The following is a 14,879-nucleotide window of genomic DNA, read 5'->3' on the forward strand; positions in this document are numbered from 1 at the left end:
GTGAATTCCCCCCGTACACGGACCCTGCGCTTGCTGACGGCCAACATCCAGGCCGGCTCAAGTACCCGCCGCTACAGCGACTATGTGACCCGCAGCTGGTCACATGCGCTGCCGGCGGGTCGCAAGCGCAGCAGTCTTGACGCGATCGCCACCCTTGCGCGCGACCATGACATCGTCGGCCTGCAGGAGGCCGACCCGGGCAGCCTGCGCTCGGGCTTCACCAACCAGACCCACTATTTGGCCCAGCGCGCCGGATTCAATTACTGGAGCCACCAGCCGAACCGGCGCATGGGTGGGGTCGCCTCCAGCGCCAACGGCCTGTTGAGCAAACTGGAACCGGTTGAAGTGCAGGATCACGCCCTGCCCGGCCGCATCGGCGGGCGCGGCGTGCTGCTGGCCAAGTTCGGCGATGGTGCTGATGGCCTGGCGGTGGCGGTGGCCCATCTGTCGCTGGGCGCGGGCTCGCGGATGTCGCAGCTGGGCTTCATCGCCGAGCTGTTGTCCGACCACCCCAACGCAGTACTGATGGGCGACTTCAACTGTCTGGCCGAGCGCCCGGAAATGCAGGTGCTGTACCAGAAGACCCGGCTGCAGCCCCCGGGCTGCATCGTGCCGACCTTCCCCAGCTGGCGCCCCGATCGCGCCATCGACCACATCCTGGTCAGCAGCGGCCTGCAGACCCGCACCGTGGAAGCCGTACCGGCCGCGTTCTCCGATCACCTCGCCCTGGCGATGCAGATCGACGTCCCGGCCGACGCCCTGCGCTGACTCGCCGTTACGGTAGGTGCGGACCGTTGGTCCGCACGCTCTGCGCCGGGCGCCGCCCCGCGCCCCCTAAATCGGGACATAAACGACTTAATCCCCTCCGTCCCCTTTTTTTCAGGCGGTGACGGGTGCCTTCAACCGCCGCGCGGTCATCGTGCTGCCCACCGAGGCCAACACCGTGCAGCCGATCGCCAGCCACTGCAGCCCGTGCAGGTGCTCGTGCAGCAACAGCATCGCCCACAGCGCGGCCACCGCCGGCTCCATGCTGATCAGGATGCCAAAGGTCTCCTTCGGCAGGCGCTTGAGCGCCATCATTTCCAGCGACATCGGGATCGCGCTGGACACCAGTGCCACCAGCAGGCCCGCCGCCAGGATCTTCGGGTCGAGCAGCGCGGCACCGGCATGCACCACGCCCACCGGTACCACCACCAGAGACGCCGCCAGCAGCCCCAGCGAGACCGAGTGCCCGGCATGCAGATGACCGGCACGCTTGCCGAACACGATGTACAGGCCCCAGCAGGCCGCAGCGCCCATCGCGTACAGCACACCGGCCGGGTCCAGCGCGGGGCCACCGCCGATCGGCAGGAGCAACAGCAGCCCCACCGCCGCGCAGCCCACCCAGAGGAAGTCGATCGGGCGTCGTGATGACAGCATCGCCACCGTCAGTGGCCCGGTGAACTCGATGGCCACCGCGATGCCGAAGGGAATCGTGCGCAGGGCCATGTAGAACAGCAGGTTCATCAGCCCCAGGGTGAGCCCGTAGCGCAGGATGGTGATCGCATCCACGCGGCTGGTCTTCCAGCGCCATGGTCGCCAGAACAGCAGCAGCAACAGCGCTGAAAAGCCCACGCGCAGCGCGCTGGTGCCCTGCGCACCGATCAGCGGGAACAGGTGTTTTGCGTAGGAAGTGCCGATGGCCAGCGAGGTGACCGAGCCGAGCACCGCCAGCGCCGGCAACATCGGCGCAAGTCGTGAGGTCTGCATGCGCAAAGTCTATTGCGTCGGCGCCGAGCACTTGGCTCAATTGACAGCCTGTTCGTGCAACTTCTGCTCGCCATGGCCATCGCTCCCGTGCTCGACAGTTTCGACCGCGCCATCCTCGACCTCCTGCAGCGGGACAACACCCTGCCGCAGCGCGAAATCGCCGAGTCCGTGCACCTGTCCACCCCGGCCGTGCAACGGCGCATCAAGCGCCTGCAGGACAGTGGCGTGATCGCGGCCAACGTGGCGGTGGTCGCCGCAGCCAAGATCGGTCGGCCGCTGACCATCATCGTCGAGGTGCGCGTGGTCAGCGAGCAGCGCGACCGCGTGGCGCCGTTCAGGCGCCGCGTGCAGGACGACCCTGCGGTGCAGCAGTGCTACTCCATCACCGGCGATGGCGATTTCCTGCTGCTGCTTTCGGCGGCGTCGATGGAAGAGTACGAGGCCATCACCGAGCGGTTGTTCGGCGGCGATGACAACATCGAGCGCTTCCGCACCTCGGTGGCACTGGGCACGTTGAAGCGGAGTTTCGAGGTCCCGCTGGCACCGGTTCTGTAGCGTCGAGCCATGAATACACCGTCCTCCCACGCCCACCGCCTTCGCCGCTGGTTGCTGCGCGGCCTGTGGCTGGCCATTGCGCTCATCGCGGCGATGACGCTGTGGAACAGCCCATGGGCGGTCGCACCGAAGATGCTGTGGGCGCTCTCGCGGATGCCGCCGGCCACGCAACTACCGGTGCCGGTGGACGGCGTGCGGCCACGCCAGATCGCCGATACCTTCGGCGCACCACGTGGCCGTGACCGCTCCCACGCCGGCATCGACATCTTCGCCAAACGCGGCACCCCAGTGCGCAGCGCCACGGCCGGTGTCGTCGCGGATGTCAGCGAACGCGGGCTCGGCGGGCGTCAGGTCTGGGTGATCGGGCCCGGGCGCGAACGCTACTACTACGCGCATCTGGAGGCCTGGGCCGACGGCCTGGCACGCGGCCAGGTGGTGCAGCCCGGCGATCTGCTCGGCCATGTCGGCGACAGCGGCAACGCCAAGGGCACGCCGCCGCACCTGCACTGGGGCGTCTACGGCACCGACGGCGCGCGAAACCCCCTGCCATTGCTGCGCTGACTGCCACTGCGCACCCGCAGATCGATCTGTTCATGATTTGTAAATAGGAATAGTTCGTATTACCATTTCTTTCGTTTCCGGTGGTGCCAGGACGGCCTGCCCGTCCGTTTCCCACCCGTAGCGCCTCGCCTCTGGATGCCGGCCGAGCGCGCGTGCTCGTCCAGGACCCCCATGACCCGTTCCGTCTTCCGTACGCCGCAGCCACAACGGCTGTCCGTTGCCGTGCTCGCCGTTCTCTGCGCCGTGGCCCCGGCCGCCTTCGCCGAAACCGCCGCCGATCCGACCAACCTCGACAAGGTGGTGGTGAAGGGTGAACGCGCCGAAGGCTATTCGGTGCGCCGCACCTCGGCCGGTACCCGCTTCGACCTGGCCCCGCGCGAGATCCCGCAGTCGATCAGCATCATCAGCCACCAGCGCATCGAAGATCAGAACCTCGACGACATCATCGACGTGCTGGCCAACACCACCGGCGTGACCAGCACCCAGTCCGACAGCGAACGCACCGAGTTCTACGCGCGCGGTTTCTACATCGATGCCTACCAGTTCGATGGCCTGCCGACGCAGATGGTGCAGAACTGGAGCTACGGTGATTCCGGCCTGGACCTGGCGCTGTACGACCGCGTGGAAGTGGTGCGTGGTGCCACCGGCCTGCTCAGTGGTGCCGGCAATCCGTCCGCATCGGTGAACCTGATCCGCAAGCACGCCGACAGTGCCGAACTGGCTGGCAGCGTGTCGGTGAACGTCGGCAGCTGGGGCCGCACCCGCACCACGGTGGACGTGGGCAGTGCGCTGAACGCCAGCGGCACCGTGCGCGGCCGCGTGATTGGCAGCTACCTGGACACCGACGGCCAGATGGATCGCTACAACCAGCGCAAGACGCTGGGCTATGCGGTCATCGACGCCGACCTGACCCCGGACACCCAGCTGAGCGTGGGCTACGACTACCAGCAGAAGCGCGCCAACGGCGCCACCTGGGGCGGCTTCCCGATGCTGTACTCCGATGGCTCGCGCACCGGCTATGACGAATCGTTCAACGCCAGCCCGAACTGGACCTACTGGGACACCACCAGCAAGCGCGCGTTCGCCACCCTGCAGCACGCCTTCAGCAATGGCTGGAAGTTCAAGGTCGGTGCCACGCACGATGAGACCAAGGCCGACGACAAGCTGTTCTACCCGGCATACAACGACTGGACCACGGGCGCATCGAACTTCGACAGAACCAACGGCACGGGCATCTCGCCTTCCGCGGGTTTCTACAACACCGAGCGCAAGGTCACCGGTGTTGATGGCTACGTTGACGGTCCGTTCCAGCTGTTCGGCCGCGAGCACCAGTTCATGGCCGGACTGAGCTACAACAAGCGCGACTACGCCAACTACGGCGACTACCAGGTCGGTGGCGCCGGCAAGACCTGGGACCCGTTCACCAGCTACCTGCACTGGACCGGCAACATCAGCGAGCCGAACTGGAACCCGCTGGCACTGGCCAGCCGGGGCACCATCACCCAGAAGGCCGGTTACGCCGCCGCGCGCCTGTCACTGGCCGATCCGTTGAAGCTGATCATCGGCGCCCGCTACACCGACTGGAAGAGCGAAGGCGAGAACGACGACCGCGAACACAAGGTCACCACGCCGTATGCAGGGCTGGTGTTCGACATCAACGATACGTACTCGACTTACGCCAGCTACACCGAGATCTTCCAGCCGCAGACGCTGAAGGATCGCGACGGCAGCTATCTCGATCCGGTCGATGGCAAGAGCTACGAGGTGGGCGTCAAGGGGGCATGGTTCGACAACCGCCTGAATGCCTCGCTGGCGGTGTTCCGCATCGAACAGGACAACGTCGGCCAAGCCACCGGCGAGCCGGTGCAGGGCAGCCCGAACGAGTTCGCCTATCGCGCCGCACGCGGCACCGTCAGCCGTGGCTTCGAGTTCGAGGTGAACGGTGAACTGGCACCGGGCTGGAATGCCACCTTCGGCGCCTCGCGCTACGTGGCCAAGGACATCAACGACGCCGACATCAACACCAACCTGCCGCAGACCGCCCTGAAGCTTTTCACCAGCTACACCCCGCAGTCGCTGCAGGAACTGACCGTCGGTGGCGGCGCCAACTGGCAGAACCGCATCTACTACCCGGTACCTGCCTACGGCCGCATCGAGCAGAGTGGCTATGCACTGGTCAGCGCCTTCGTGCGCTACCGCATCTCGCCGGAGTTCAGCGTGCAGGCCAACCTCAACAACCTGCTGGACAAGAAGTACCTGTCGCAGATCAATGGCTACGGTGCGTATGGCGATGGCCGCAACGGCTCGCTGACGTTCACCTGGTCGTTCTGATCCAACCGGCTTTGTAGCGTCGAGCCATGCCCGACTCGGCCACAGAGGGCAGTCGAGCACGGCTCGACTCTACAACGGGGACGCTCAGCGCCCTCGTTGCGGCGGCGCCCCGGCAGGTGTAGCGTCGCGGACACGGTGGCCTGCAGCTTCGACCCGTGCCATCCGGACACCTTGCGCCTCCCCTTCAAGGACGACCGGCCATGCGCACCCGCACGAAACTCGGTCTCTCGCTCATGGCCCTGTTCTCGTCGCCACCGCTGATGATCGGCACCGGCAACGGCTACTTCATCCTGCTTCTGCTGATCGGCCTGCCCGCCGCCATCCTGTCCTGGTTCGATCTGGGCCGTGAACTGCGTGCCATCCCCAGCCCCACCCGTACCGAGCGAGCGCTCGGCCTGGCAATGGGCGTTCCGCAGGTGCTGTTCGGGCTGTTGTGTGCGGTCATAGGCCTGCTGTTGGTTGCCTGGATCCTTTACAACCTGCTGATCGAGCACCAATCGCAGTTCCGCATCCCGTCACTGCCCGCCTTCGCGGCTGGGCCGATGATGATCGTGGTCGGGCTGGGTTGGGCGCGCACAGCCTTCCGCCGCGCGGCCCTTGAGCAGGACGCCCCGGAACAGGACATTCCGGATTGATGCCTGATGACCGGTGCCGGGAAATGCCCGGCACCGGTCCCTCATCAGAACCGCAGATCCGCGCGCAGGTACCAGTAGCGGCCACGCGGGATGTCGTAGGTCGAAGCGTCGTAGCCGTTCAACGAGCACGACAGGCAGATCGGCGGATCCTTGTCGAACACGTTGTTCAGGCCGGCCGTCAGCTGCAGCCCCTTCATCCAGTCGATCTTGTAGCCCACCTGCATGTCGTGGAAGGTGGTGGCCGACAGCGTGTTGGTGCCCGCTGCCTGGTTGCTGCACACCGGGAAGGCCGCGGCATCGCCACAGTTCTCGGTCAGCTCGGAAATGTGCCGCACCGTCCAGTTGGCGCTCCAGCGGTCCATCGTCCAGCCGATGCTGGCATTGCTGGTCCACTCCGGAATCGAGCTGTCGGCCACTTCCACGCCCGGCTTCTGCGGCTGCTTCTGCCCGGCCGCGCCGGTGGCCTCGTAACGGCCGACGAAGGTGTTCTTCCACGCCAGCTTGAACTGGCCGATGGAGGTCTGCGGCAGGGTCCAGAACAGATCCACGTCCCAGCCGTCGGTCTTGATCGACCCCAGGTTGGTCAGGCGGTTGTTGAAGCTGCTGACCGCACCGGTGCTGGCACGGGTGATGCCATCGCAGTAGATCGGGTCCAGCGTATCCACGCACAGGTCCAGCTGGGTCTGCGCGTTGATCGCCTGGATCGCACCATCGATGGCGTGGCGGTAGAAGGTCACTTCCACGTCGAAGCGCTCCGACCACGACGCATTGTTGCCGAACCATGGGCTCCACACGAAGCCGGCGCTGAAGCTGCGCGAGCGTTCCGGCTCCAGCTCACGGTTGCCGCCGGTGGTCACCGAGATCTGCGAGTTGGCCTGCTGGAAGCCGGCCGGCACGCCCAGCGCGGCACAGTTGGCGGCGCTGCCACGCGGCGGAGTGCTGCCCAGACCCACCGAGCACGGGTCGAACAGCTGCAGGTCGGCACGCGCCGCCGAGCCGTACAGTTCACCGATCGACGGTGCGCGGAAGCCCTCGGCGTAGGTGGTGCGCAGCACGAAGTCATCGGTCACCTGCCAGCGCAGGCCGTACTTGGGCGTGAATTCACCACCAAAGGTGGAGTAGTCCGAATAGCGGCCGGCCAGGCTCAGGTCCAGCTTCTTGCCGAACGAGGAATCGGCGAAGATCGGCACGCTCAACTCCAGGTAGGCCTCGTTGACGTCGTAGGAACCGGAGGTCGGCTGCGACGGTACGCCGTTGTAGTGGCCGATCACCGTCAGCGGATCGGGCTGGTAGGAGCCCTTGTACTTGCGGTACTCGAAGCCGGTGGCGAACGATACCGGACCGGCCGGCAGCGAGAACAGCTCGCTGGACAGGTTGGCGGTGAACAGGCTCAGTTCGTTCTGGCTGCGGTCGCGCACCACCGGCTGGATCCACTTCAGCATGTCCGGGGTGATCGAACCGACGCCGCCGAAGATGTTCAGCGGCACGCAGCCCGGCGTGGCCGCACAGATGGACGGATCGCCCAGCGCCATGTTCACCTTGTAGATGTCATAGCTGCCGTAGTTGGTCTGTTCGGCCTTGTTCTTGCTGTACATGCCGTTGACATCCCAGTACCAGCTGCGGTCGGCGGCATGGAAGTCACCGACCAGGCCGGTGGCGAAGTAAGTGGTGTCCACTTTCTGCTTGAACACGCGCGCACCGCCTTCCACCGGGCGACGACCGATCAGGCTCATGTTGTCACCGGAAACCAGATCGAAGCCGAACGGGTTGTACGGGTTCAGGCGCGAGACCACGATGTTGTCGGCCAGCGGATTGCCGGTGGCACCATCGGGGCCGAAGAACAGCGGCTCCGGGCCGGCCTGGTTGGTCGACTCACGACGGTTGCCCAGTGCCTTGACGTACCACTGCACGTTGTCGGTGATGTCGAAGCGGAACTGACCGAACAGGCCTTTGCGCTCCGACGGCGTCAGCACCATGTTGTATTCGGCGAAGTTGAAGCGGTCGGCGGTGGTGAAGCAGTGGTAGTCATCCGTGCGGCTGCAGCCGGCGCTGCCGTCGTAGCGCGGATTGCTCACGCCGGTATTGGGCACGATGTTCTGCACCGCACCGGTGTTCGGGTCGGTGAACATGAAACGGCCCTGCGGAATGCCACCGCTGCCGAACGCCAGGCCGGTGCCGGGAATCGGGAAGCGCGACTGCTCGCGGTCCTTGGCAAATACCGGATCCTGCTTGGTCCAGCTGGCGCCCAGGAACAGGCTGAAGCGGTCGCCACTCTTGCCCCAGGCCAGGTCCACGCCCTTCTGCGTGCCGTCGCCCTTGCTGTACTCGCCGTAGTTCAGGGTCACCTGCCCACCATCGAAGTCACGGCGGGTGATGATGTTGACCACGCCGGCAATGGCATCGGAGCCATACAGCGACGACGCGCCATCTTCCAGCACCTCGATGCGCTCGACGATGGCCAGCGGAATGGTATTGAGATCGGTAGCCGAGCCGACGCCGGAGGCGGACGACTCATTGACCCAGCGGATGCCATCGACCAGCACCAGCACGCGCTTGGCCCCCAGGTGGCGCAGATCGACCTGCGCCGAGCCGGCACCCACGCCACTGCCATCGGGCGGGAAACCGAAGTTGCCGGACGAGTTGAACTTGGCGTTGAGCGCCGAACCGGAACCGGTGAGCTGCTGCAGCACTTCGCCGATCGAGGTCAGGCCGGTGCGTTCGATGTCACCGCGCGTCAATGTCTGGATCGGCACCTGGCCTTCGACTTCAGCGCGCTTGATACGGGTACCGGTGACTTCCACCGCATCGAGGTTGGTGGTGGATTGCGCAGCGGCACCCAACGGTGCCAGGGCCGTCACGCACAGCGCAACGGCAACCGCCAAAGGGCGGTGGTGCAGGTACTTCATTCGCTCTCTCTCCAAAGGAATGTCGGGACTTGGACTGCCGCGCTCCCCCCTGCGTGGCGGCAGCGTCTCCTTTGTAAACAAGTGGTAAAAATCACGGCGTGATGATCGACACTATTTCACGCGGAATTGACGCAATTGCAGGCCGATTACGTCAGATAGCTGCAGGTTATGACCGGACGATACTGTTCGCAGCAGGCAGCCTTGATGCTGGCTGCGACAGCGCGCGCCGGGAGCTGCCGCATTCATGAAAAAGGTCTTTGCCGGACCGTTTCAGGAATAGTTTGAAATTCCTTCGTTTAGAAGGCCCCGCTAGTCGACCCCGTGCAGACTCGCACCTGCAGCCATTCGCGGGAGGATCGATCATGAAAGCAGCAACTGCCGTGCCGGGCGTCATGATGGTACTGACGCTGCTTCTTTCCTTGGCAGGCGAATCAAGGGCAGGCGGCGTGATCGAGTGCAACAACTGCCCCTCTCCCAGCGATGCGGCCTTGGCCTCGGGAGAGGGACTGACGGTTGTGGTGGATTTCGAGAGAGCCGAGTTGACTGCTTTCGACGTTGAACATGACCCTGAGAGCAGAAAGTGGCGAGCACATCCGACAGCGGTTCCAGCGCAGATTGAAATGGCTTTTCTGCGGATCCTGGATGCGACACTGTCAGCAGGGCAAGCGCCGCTCATGCAGCAATCACCGCATGAGCGGCAGTGAGACAACGCCCTACCGCACGAACGCAATGCGCTCCATACCGGTGGCCTCGGCAGCGGCCAGAATCCGCGCCATGCCTTCGTACTCGGCCGCCGGATCGGTGGCGATGCGCAGCTCCGGCAGGTTGCCGGCATGTTCGCCCACCTGTGCCTGCAGGCGCACCTGCAGATCGCCAATGGCCATCGGCTGGCCATTCCAGCTGAGCTGGTTGCCAGCGTCCAGGCTCAGCTCGATCGGCGGTGGCGGTTCGGGGCGATCGATCGTGCGATCGGTGGCCTGTGGCAGCTGCACGGCAATCGGCCGGGCCACGATCGGCGCGGTCACGATGAAGATGATCAACAGCACCAGCATCACATCCACCAGTGGCGTGACATTGATGTCCGCCAGCGGGCCGCTTCTTCCTGCGCTACTGAACGCCATGTGCCGCTCCGTGCAGCCGGGCCGTTCGCCCAAGGCCGACAGTACGTCGCCTTCCGTCACCTGCGGCAGTGCCTGTACGGGTTCGTTCAGCTGTCGTTGCCGACGCCCGGCGTGCACGCAATGCGAAACTGAATTCAGCCAGTCCCCGCTATGCTGGACGCCATGACCCGACGCTCTTCGACCGCCCTGTCCCTGCTGCCCTTGGCCACCACGCTGCTGATCGGCTGCGCCAATGCCCAGTCCCTCGACGCCCAGAACGCGCAGCTGAAGGCCGCGATCGCTGCCGCCGAACGCGGCCAGTTCGATCCCGGCCAGGCCGCCGCACTCAGCCGCCATCCGGCTTACGGCTGGCTGGAGTACGCCAACCTGCGCCGCAACATCGACACCGTCGATACCGCGCAGGCGCAGGCCTTCCTCAAGCGCTATGACGGCCAGGCCGTGGCTGCCACCTTCCGCAGCGTGTGGCTGCCCTCGGTCGCGCGCCGCCAGGACTGGCCCACGCTGCTCGCCAACTGGGCGCCCACCGACAACGTCGGGCTGCGCTGTGCGCAGCTGACCGCGCGCCAGATGACGGGCAAGGTCGATCCGCAGTGGATCAGCGAGGCACAGGACCTGTGGCGCAAGAACGGCAAGTCGCTGCCGGACGGCTGCGACGCGGTATTCGCAGTGCTGCAGGCACAAGGCGGCCTGAGCGACGCCCTGCGCTGGGAGCGTATCGATGCCGCCGCCGACGCACAGCAGCCGGCCGTGATGCGCAGCGCCGCACGCGGCCTGCCCGCCGCGGACCTGGCGCAGGCCAACAGCTACGCCGCCTTCGTCGACAAGCCCAATGCCAGCGCGTTGAACTGGCCGCGCAACGAGCGCAGCCGGCGCATCGCCACCGACGGCCTGGCCAAGCTGGCCAAGGCCGACCCGGCCGCCACCGAACAGCAGTTGCCGCAGTACGCCCAGGCGCTCGGCCTGAGTGCCGAGCAACAGGGCCAGGTGCTGTACCAGATCGCGCTGTGGACGGTGGCTTCCTACCTGCCCGATTCGGCACGCCGCCTCAACGCAGTGCCTGAATCGGCGTATGACGAACGCCTGCATGAATGGCGCGTGCGCGAGGCGATGTCGCGCGGTGACTGGCCGGCGGCACTGACCGCGATCCGCAAGATGGCCAGCAAGCAGCGCAGCGACCCGCGCTGGCGCTACTTCGAAGGCCGCATGCTGGAGAAGACCGGCCAGGCCCAGCAGGCGCAGCCGTTGTTCCGCGATGCGGCGCGCGCACCGACCTTCCACGGTTTCCTGGCTGCCGACAAGCTGCAGCAGGGCTATACCCTGTGCCCCTGGAAGCCGAACGACAGCGCGCAGGCACAGGCGGTGATCGCGCGCGACCCGGCCATGCAGCGCGCGATGGCGCTGTACCAGATCGACCGCACCGGCTGGGCCGTGGCCGAATGGAACAGCGCGCTGTCGCGCTTCGATGACACCCAGCGCCGCCTCGCGGTACGCGTCGCGCAGGACAACGGCTGGTTCGACCGCGCCGTGTTCGCGCTCGGCAAGCAGCCGCAGGAACAGCGCCTGTACGACCTGCGCTTCCCGCTGCACCACGACGCCACCATCCGCCGCGAATCGGCACGCAACGCGATCGATCCGGCCTGGGTGGCGGCGGAAATCCGCGCCGAGAGCACGTTCACCCCGCGTGCGCGCTCGCCTGCAAACGCCATGGGCCTGATGCAGGTGCTGCCGGCCACCGGTGCCGGTGTGGCCAAGTCGATCGGCCTGACCGGCTACGGCGGCGCCGACAGCCTGTACGACCCGGACACCAACATCGCCATCGGCACCGCCTACCTGCGCCAGCTGATGAACAAGTACGACGGCCTGCCGTACGTGACCATCGCCGCCTACAACGCCGGCCCGACCCCGACCGCGCGCTGGCAGGGCCAGCGCCCGGGCTTTGACCCGGACCTGTGGATCGAGACCATCAGCTACAAGGAAACCCGCGAGTACGTGGCGCGCGTGCTGGCCTTCAGCGTGATCTACGACTGGCGCCTCAATGGTGATGCACGGCCGCTGAGCGACCGCCTGATGGGCCGCCTGGTGGACAAGCGCAAGAACTTCAGCTGCGCCGCCAACGCCGAGCAGGGCGGGGATTGATCGCAACACGGTACTGCCGGCCGCTGGCCGGCAATCCCCGGTATCCACGCCCTGGAGTGAAACGATGAGCCTGCTGGCCTGGATCAGGCTGGCCGCTGTATCGGTAGTGCCGGCCGCTGGCCGGCAGCTTCGGGGTGACTGCCGTTGCCGGCCAGCGGCCGGCACTACCGGTGCATCTGCGCCGGGCATGCGATGATTCCAGCCATGAAGAACTATCTTGTCGGCGGCGCCGTACGCGACCGCCTGCTGCAGCGCCCCGCCGGCGACCATGACTGGGTGGTGGTTGGCGCCACGCCCGCGCAGATGGAAGCGCAGGGCTACACCGCGGTCGGCCGCGATTTCCCGGTATTCCTGCATCCAAAGACCGGTGAGGAGTACGCACTGGCGCGCACCGAGCGCAAATCCGGCCGCGGCTATCGCGGCTTTGTGGTCGATGCCGACCCGGGAGTGACGCTGGAAGAAGACCTGCAGCGCCGCGACTTCACCATCAATGCGATTGCCTGCGATGAGGAGACCGGCACGCTGGTCGATCCTTACGGCGGCGTGCGTGATATCGAGCAGCGCGTGCTGCGCCATGTCGGCCCTGCGTTCGTGGAAGATCCGTTGCGCGTGCTGCGCGCGGCGCGCTTCATGGCGCGCTTCGCGCCGCTGGGCTTCACCGTTGCGCCGGAAACGATGGATCTGATGCGCGAGATCGCCGCCAGTGGCGAACTGGATGCACTGGTGCCGGAGCGAGTGTGGCAGGAACTGCGCAAGGCGCTGGTCAGTGAGCAGCCCTCCGCCTTCCTGCGCACGCTGCACGATGCACATGCACTGGGCCCGATCCTGCCCGAGCTGGAAGCGCTGTATGGCGTGCCGCAGCGTGCCGAATTCCACCCGGAAGTCGATACCGGCATCCACCAGGAAATGGTCAGCGACATGGCGGCGAAGCTGGCCCCCGGCGATGACCTGGTCGGCTTTGCCGCGCTTACCCACGATCTCGGCAAGGGCCTGACCCCGCCGGAGGAGTGGCCGCGCCACATCATGCACGAACAGCGCGGCATCAAACCCCTGAAGGCACTGTGCGCGCGGTTGAAGATTCCCGCCGAGCACCAGCAGCTGGCCGAAGCGGTCTGCCGGGAGCACTTGAACGTGCACCGCATCGACGAACTCCGCGATGCCACCGTCTTGGAACTACTGGGCCGCTGTGATGCGCTGCGCCGGCCGGAGCGCGTGGCCCGCATCGCACTGTGCTGCGAGGCCGACAAACGCGGCCGGCTCGGCTTCGAGGACGCCGACTACCCGCAGGGCGAAACGCTCAAGCGCCTGCACCAGGCGGCACTGTCAGTACAGGCGCGGGACCTGGATACCACCCATCTGAAGGGCCCGGCCATCGGTGAAGCGTTGGCCAAGGCGCGCGTAAAAGCCATCGCCGCCGCCCGCTGATCCGCAACCGCCGTGGCGGCCGCGCACCGACTCCCATGGGTAGTGCCGGCCGCTGGCCGGCAACCCCAGGTTGCCGCCACAGGAGTCAGTTCTCACCCAACTCCTGGACTTCAATTGCCACGACATTGCATCCACCCAGCAGCACGGTCCCTCGGGATCGCAGGTCCCCGATCAGTTTCCCCCTGATGGTCGCGTAGGCACCAGAGCGTCGTTCAACCTGGTCAATCATGCGCTTGGGGATCAAAAGCGACACACAGCTTGCTTCACTGTTGTACCGGCGGTACTCCGCTTTGCTGTCCCAGATGCCACGATCCTCGAACTGTGCCACCAGGTAGCCGCGAAGTTCCACCTGAGACCCATCCAGCTCCGCGCTTCCCTTGATGGCCTTGCTTGGCAGCAGCGCCGCCGGGTTGGAGGAAGGTGCCTGCCCGGAAGTTGCACACCCGGCCACGGTTGCGAACAACAGGAAGACGCCAGGCAGGAACCACTTCATCGCCCACTTCCTGGTAGGTAGAACAGCTCCTGCTGCTTGGTGATGTTCTGCTGGATGAGCCGCTGCTCGGTCGGCGTCATGCGGCCCTGAATCATCCGGAATTGCACCTTGCCGTCGACCAGCTCACGCACACCGACCCGCGAACCCGTGCTGTCCACCGTGATGTTGGGAACCCCCGGGCTCACGAGGGGACCCGAATCTCCTGGCGTCAGCCGATCCACCAGGCCACTCTGCTCCAGATGGCCGTGCATCACAGCCACGGTATCGGCGGTCGGCGTCAGTTCCGCATAGAACCCGGACGCATCCGAGGACGTCGCCATTGATGGATCCACCCGGATCGACTCGGTACCGTTGCTGCTTGCCTCGATGGTGACAGCCTTCTCCCGGTTGCCACTACCGACTCTCACCGAATCGGTGTTGGCCAGAGCGGTCTTCTCCGTCTGCGCCGAAAGCTGGATGTCCAGGCCACTTGATCGGCTCTGGTCGAAACGCCTGGCATCGATGCACGTGGACCGGCCGGCCCCTTCCGGGCATCGTCCATCCGGATCCGTGAACCGGTAGGGATTTCCGTTGGCGTAGTGGTAGCGGTTGAACTGCCCAACCGGCTGTCCATATGCCGTCACCGGGTCCACCGACAGGAATACTCCCAGCTGTGGGTCCATGTACCGCTGCTGCATGTAGCTCAACCCAGTAGCCGCGTCGCTTACATGCCCTGTATAGCCAGGACCATCGGCCACCCCTTCACCGATCGCGGCTCCGTAGGGTTCGTAGTCATAGCGTGTGATGACGGCGCCCGCCCCGTTGGTTTCAGCGACAACCGACCCGAGGGCGTCGGTATGGACGTAGGTGACGACCTGTGCGCCGGCAATGGCGCTGTACATCAGTGAAGTCGATGCGAACAACGCCAGCCGCAGCTTCGAAGCCACCATTCCGTTCTCCAGCAGGTCCATCCTGAACTGCCTCCCCC

General features: G+C 65.8%; 13 protein-coding genes. 8 read left to right on the forward strand and 5 right to left on the reverse strand.

Annotation, left to right across the window (positions count from 1 at the left end):
• The first annotated feature begins 30 nt into the window (after window positions 1-30).
• A complete protein-coding gene (locus tag AC5P7E_RS11770; protein WP_005411026.1) occupies window positions 31-768 on the forward strand; it encodes an endonuclease/exonuclease/phosphatase family protein in 738 nt (245 codons plus the stop codon).
• Window positions 769-879: 111 nt separating this feature from the next.
• Here AC5P7E_RS11770 and AC5P7E_RS11775 read toward each other — a convergent pair whose 3' ends face one another.
• Complete coding sequence (locus AC5P7E_RS11775) at window positions 880-1,749, reverse strand: EamA family transporter (RefSeq protein ID WP_012481254.1); 870 nt, start codon at window positions 1,747-1,749, stop codon at window positions 880-882.
• A gap of 72 nt (window positions 1,750-1,821) precedes the next feature.
• On the opposite strand from AC5P7E_RS11775, the gene AC5P7E_RS11780 reads away from it, so the two are divergent.
• The 4 genes from AC5P7E_RS11780 to AC5P7E_RS11795 all read left to right on the forward strand — a co-directional run bounded on the left by AC5P7E_RS11780 (window position 1,822) and on the right by AC5P7E_RS11795 (window position 5,831).
• The gene (locus AC5P7E_RS11780; protein ID WP_012481255.1) at window positions 1,822-2,304 is read left to right on the forward strand and encodes an Lrp/AsnC family transcriptional regulator; all 483 of its coding nucleotides are present in this window, start codon (window positions 1,822-1,824) and stop codon (window positions 2,302-2,304) included.
• Window positions 2,305-2,313: 9 nt separating this feature from the next.
• Window positions 2,314-2,865, forward strand: a complete 552-nt coding sequence (locus AC5P7E_RS11785; protein ID WP_111174340.1) for a M23 family metallopeptidase — start codon at window positions 2,314-2,316, stop codon at window positions 2,863-2,865.
• A gap of 171 nt (window positions 2,866-3,036) precedes the next feature.
• Window positions 3,037-5,196, forward strand: a complete 2,160-nt coding sequence (gene fhuE / locus AC5P7E_RS11790; RefSeq protein ID WP_114618211.1) for a ferric-rhodotorulic acid/ferric-coprogen receptor FhuE — start codon at window positions 3,037-3,039, stop codon at window positions 5,194-5,196.
• Window positions 5,197-5,396: 200 nt separating this feature from the next.
• Window positions 5,397-5,831, forward strand: a complete 435-nt coding sequence (locus AC5P7E_RS11795; RefSeq protein ID WP_223846440.1) for a hypothetical protein — start codon at window positions 5,397-5,399, stop codon at window positions 5,829-5,831.
• Window positions 5,832-5,875: 44 nt separating this feature from the next.
• On the opposite strand, the gene AC5P7E_RS11800 is transcribed toward AC5P7E_RS11795, so the two are convergent.
• Entirely contained in the window at window positions 5,876-8,737 is a 2,862-nt protein-coding gene (locus tag AC5P7E_RS11800; RefSeq protein WP_114618212.1) for a TonB-dependent receptor plug domain-containing protein, read from the reverse strand.
• A gap of 362 nt (window positions 8,738-9,099) precedes the next feature.
• Between AC5P7E_RS11800 and AC5P7E_RS11805 the strand changes: the two genes are divergently transcribed.
• Window positions 9,100-9,441, forward strand: coding sequence for a hypothetical protein (locus AC5P7E_RS11805; RefSeq protein WP_134948574.1), 342 nt, complete (start codon window positions 9,100-9,102; stop codon window positions 9,439-9,441).
• Between the two features lie 9 nt (window positions 9,442-9,450).
• On the opposite strand, the gene AC5P7E_RS11810 is transcribed toward AC5P7E_RS11805, so the two are convergent.
• Window positions 9,451-9,858: an ExbD/TolR family protein gene (locus tag AC5P7E_RS11810; protein ID WP_024957020.1), complete on the reverse strand. Its 408-nt coding sequence runs from the start codon at window positions 9,856-9,858 to the stop codon at window positions 9,451-9,453.
• A 150-nt stretch (window positions 9,859-10,008) separates the two neighbouring features.
• On the opposite strand from AC5P7E_RS11810, the gene AC5P7E_RS11815 reads away from it, so the two are divergent.
• Entirely contained in the window at window positions 10,009-11,994 is a 1,986-nt protein-coding gene (locus AC5P7E_RS11815; protein ID WP_495222846.1) for a transglycosylase SLT domain-containing protein, read from the forward strand.
• 204 nt (window positions 11,995-12,198) lie between these two features.
• Window positions 12,199-13,419, forward strand: coding sequence for a multifunctional CCA addition/repair protein (locus AC5P7E_RS11820; protein ID WP_114618214.1), 1,221 nt, complete (start codon window positions 12,199-12,201; stop codon window positions 13,417-13,419).
• A gap of 85 nt (window positions 13,420-13,504) precedes the next feature.
• On the opposite strand, the gene AC5P7E_RS11825 is transcribed toward AC5P7E_RS11820, so the two are convergent.
• Together AC5P7E_RS11825 and AC5P7E_RS11830 are read right to left on the reverse strand one after the other, a co-directional pair.
• Entirely contained in the window at window positions 13,505-13,912 is a 408-nt protein-coding gene (locus tag AC5P7E_RS11825; protein ID WP_024957023.1) for a hypothetical protein, read from the reverse strand.
• Entirely contained in the window at window positions 13,909-14,862 is a 954-nt protein-coding gene (locus tag AC5P7E_RS11830) for an RHS repeat-associated core domain-containing protein (protein ID WP_024957024.1), read from the reverse strand. The genes AC5P7E_RS11825 and AC5P7E_RS11830 overlap by 4 nt, the downstream gene beginning before the upstream one ends.
• Window positions 14,863-14,879: the final 17 nt, after the last annotated feature.

Source organism: Stenotrophomonas sp. YJH_SMC_25 (assembly GCF_059369595.1).

Coding starts and splice junctions, on each gene's coding strand:
- AC5P7E_RS11775 (WP_012481254.1), bottom strand. CDS start 1,749: ATGCAGACCTCACGACTTGCGCCGATGTTGCCGGCGCTGGCGGTGCTC.
- AC5P7E_RS11780 (WP_012481255.1), top strand. CDS start 1,822: ATGGCCATCGCTCCCGTGCTCGACAGTTTCGACCGCGCCATCCTCGAC.
- AC5P7E_RS11785 (WP_111174340.1), top strand. CDS start 2,314: ATGAATACACCGTCCTCCCACGCCCACCGCCTTCGCCGCTGGTTGCTG.
- fhuE (WP_114618211.1), top strand. CDS start 3,037: ATGACCCGTTCCGTCTTCCGTACGCCGCAGCCACAACGGCTGTCCGTT.
- AC5P7E_RS11795 (WP_223846440.1), top strand. CDS start 5,397: ATGCGCACCCGCACGAAACTCGGTCTCTCGCTCATGGCCCTGTTCTCG.
- AC5P7E_RS11800 (WP_114618212.1), bottom strand. CDS start 8,737: ATGAAGTACCTGCACCACCGCCCTTTGGCGGTTGCCGTTGCGCTGTGC.
- AC5P7E_RS11805 (WP_134948574.1), top strand. CDS start 9,100: ATGAAAGCAGCAACTGCCGTGCCGGGCGTCATGATGGTACTGACGCTG.
- AC5P7E_RS11810 (WP_024957020.1), bottom strand. CDS start 9,858: ATGGCGTTCAGTAGCGCAGGAAGAAGCGGCCCGCTGGCGGACATCAAT.
- AC5P7E_RS11815 (WP_495222846.1), top strand. CDS start 10,009: ATGCTGGACGCCATGACCCGACGCTCTTCGACCGCCCTGTCCCTGCTG.
- AC5P7E_RS11820 (WP_114618214.1), top strand. CDS start 12,199: ATGAAGAACTATCTTGTCGGCGGCGCCGTACGCGACCGCCTGCTGCAG.
- AC5P7E_RS11825 (WP_024957023.1), bottom strand. CDS start 13,912: ATGAAGTGGTTCCTGCCTGGCGTCTTCCTGTTGTTCGCAACCGTGGCC.
- AC5P7E_RS11830 (WP_024957024.1), bottom strand. CDS start 14,862: ATGGACCTGCTGGAGAACGGAATGGTGGCTTCGAAGCTGCGGCTGGCG.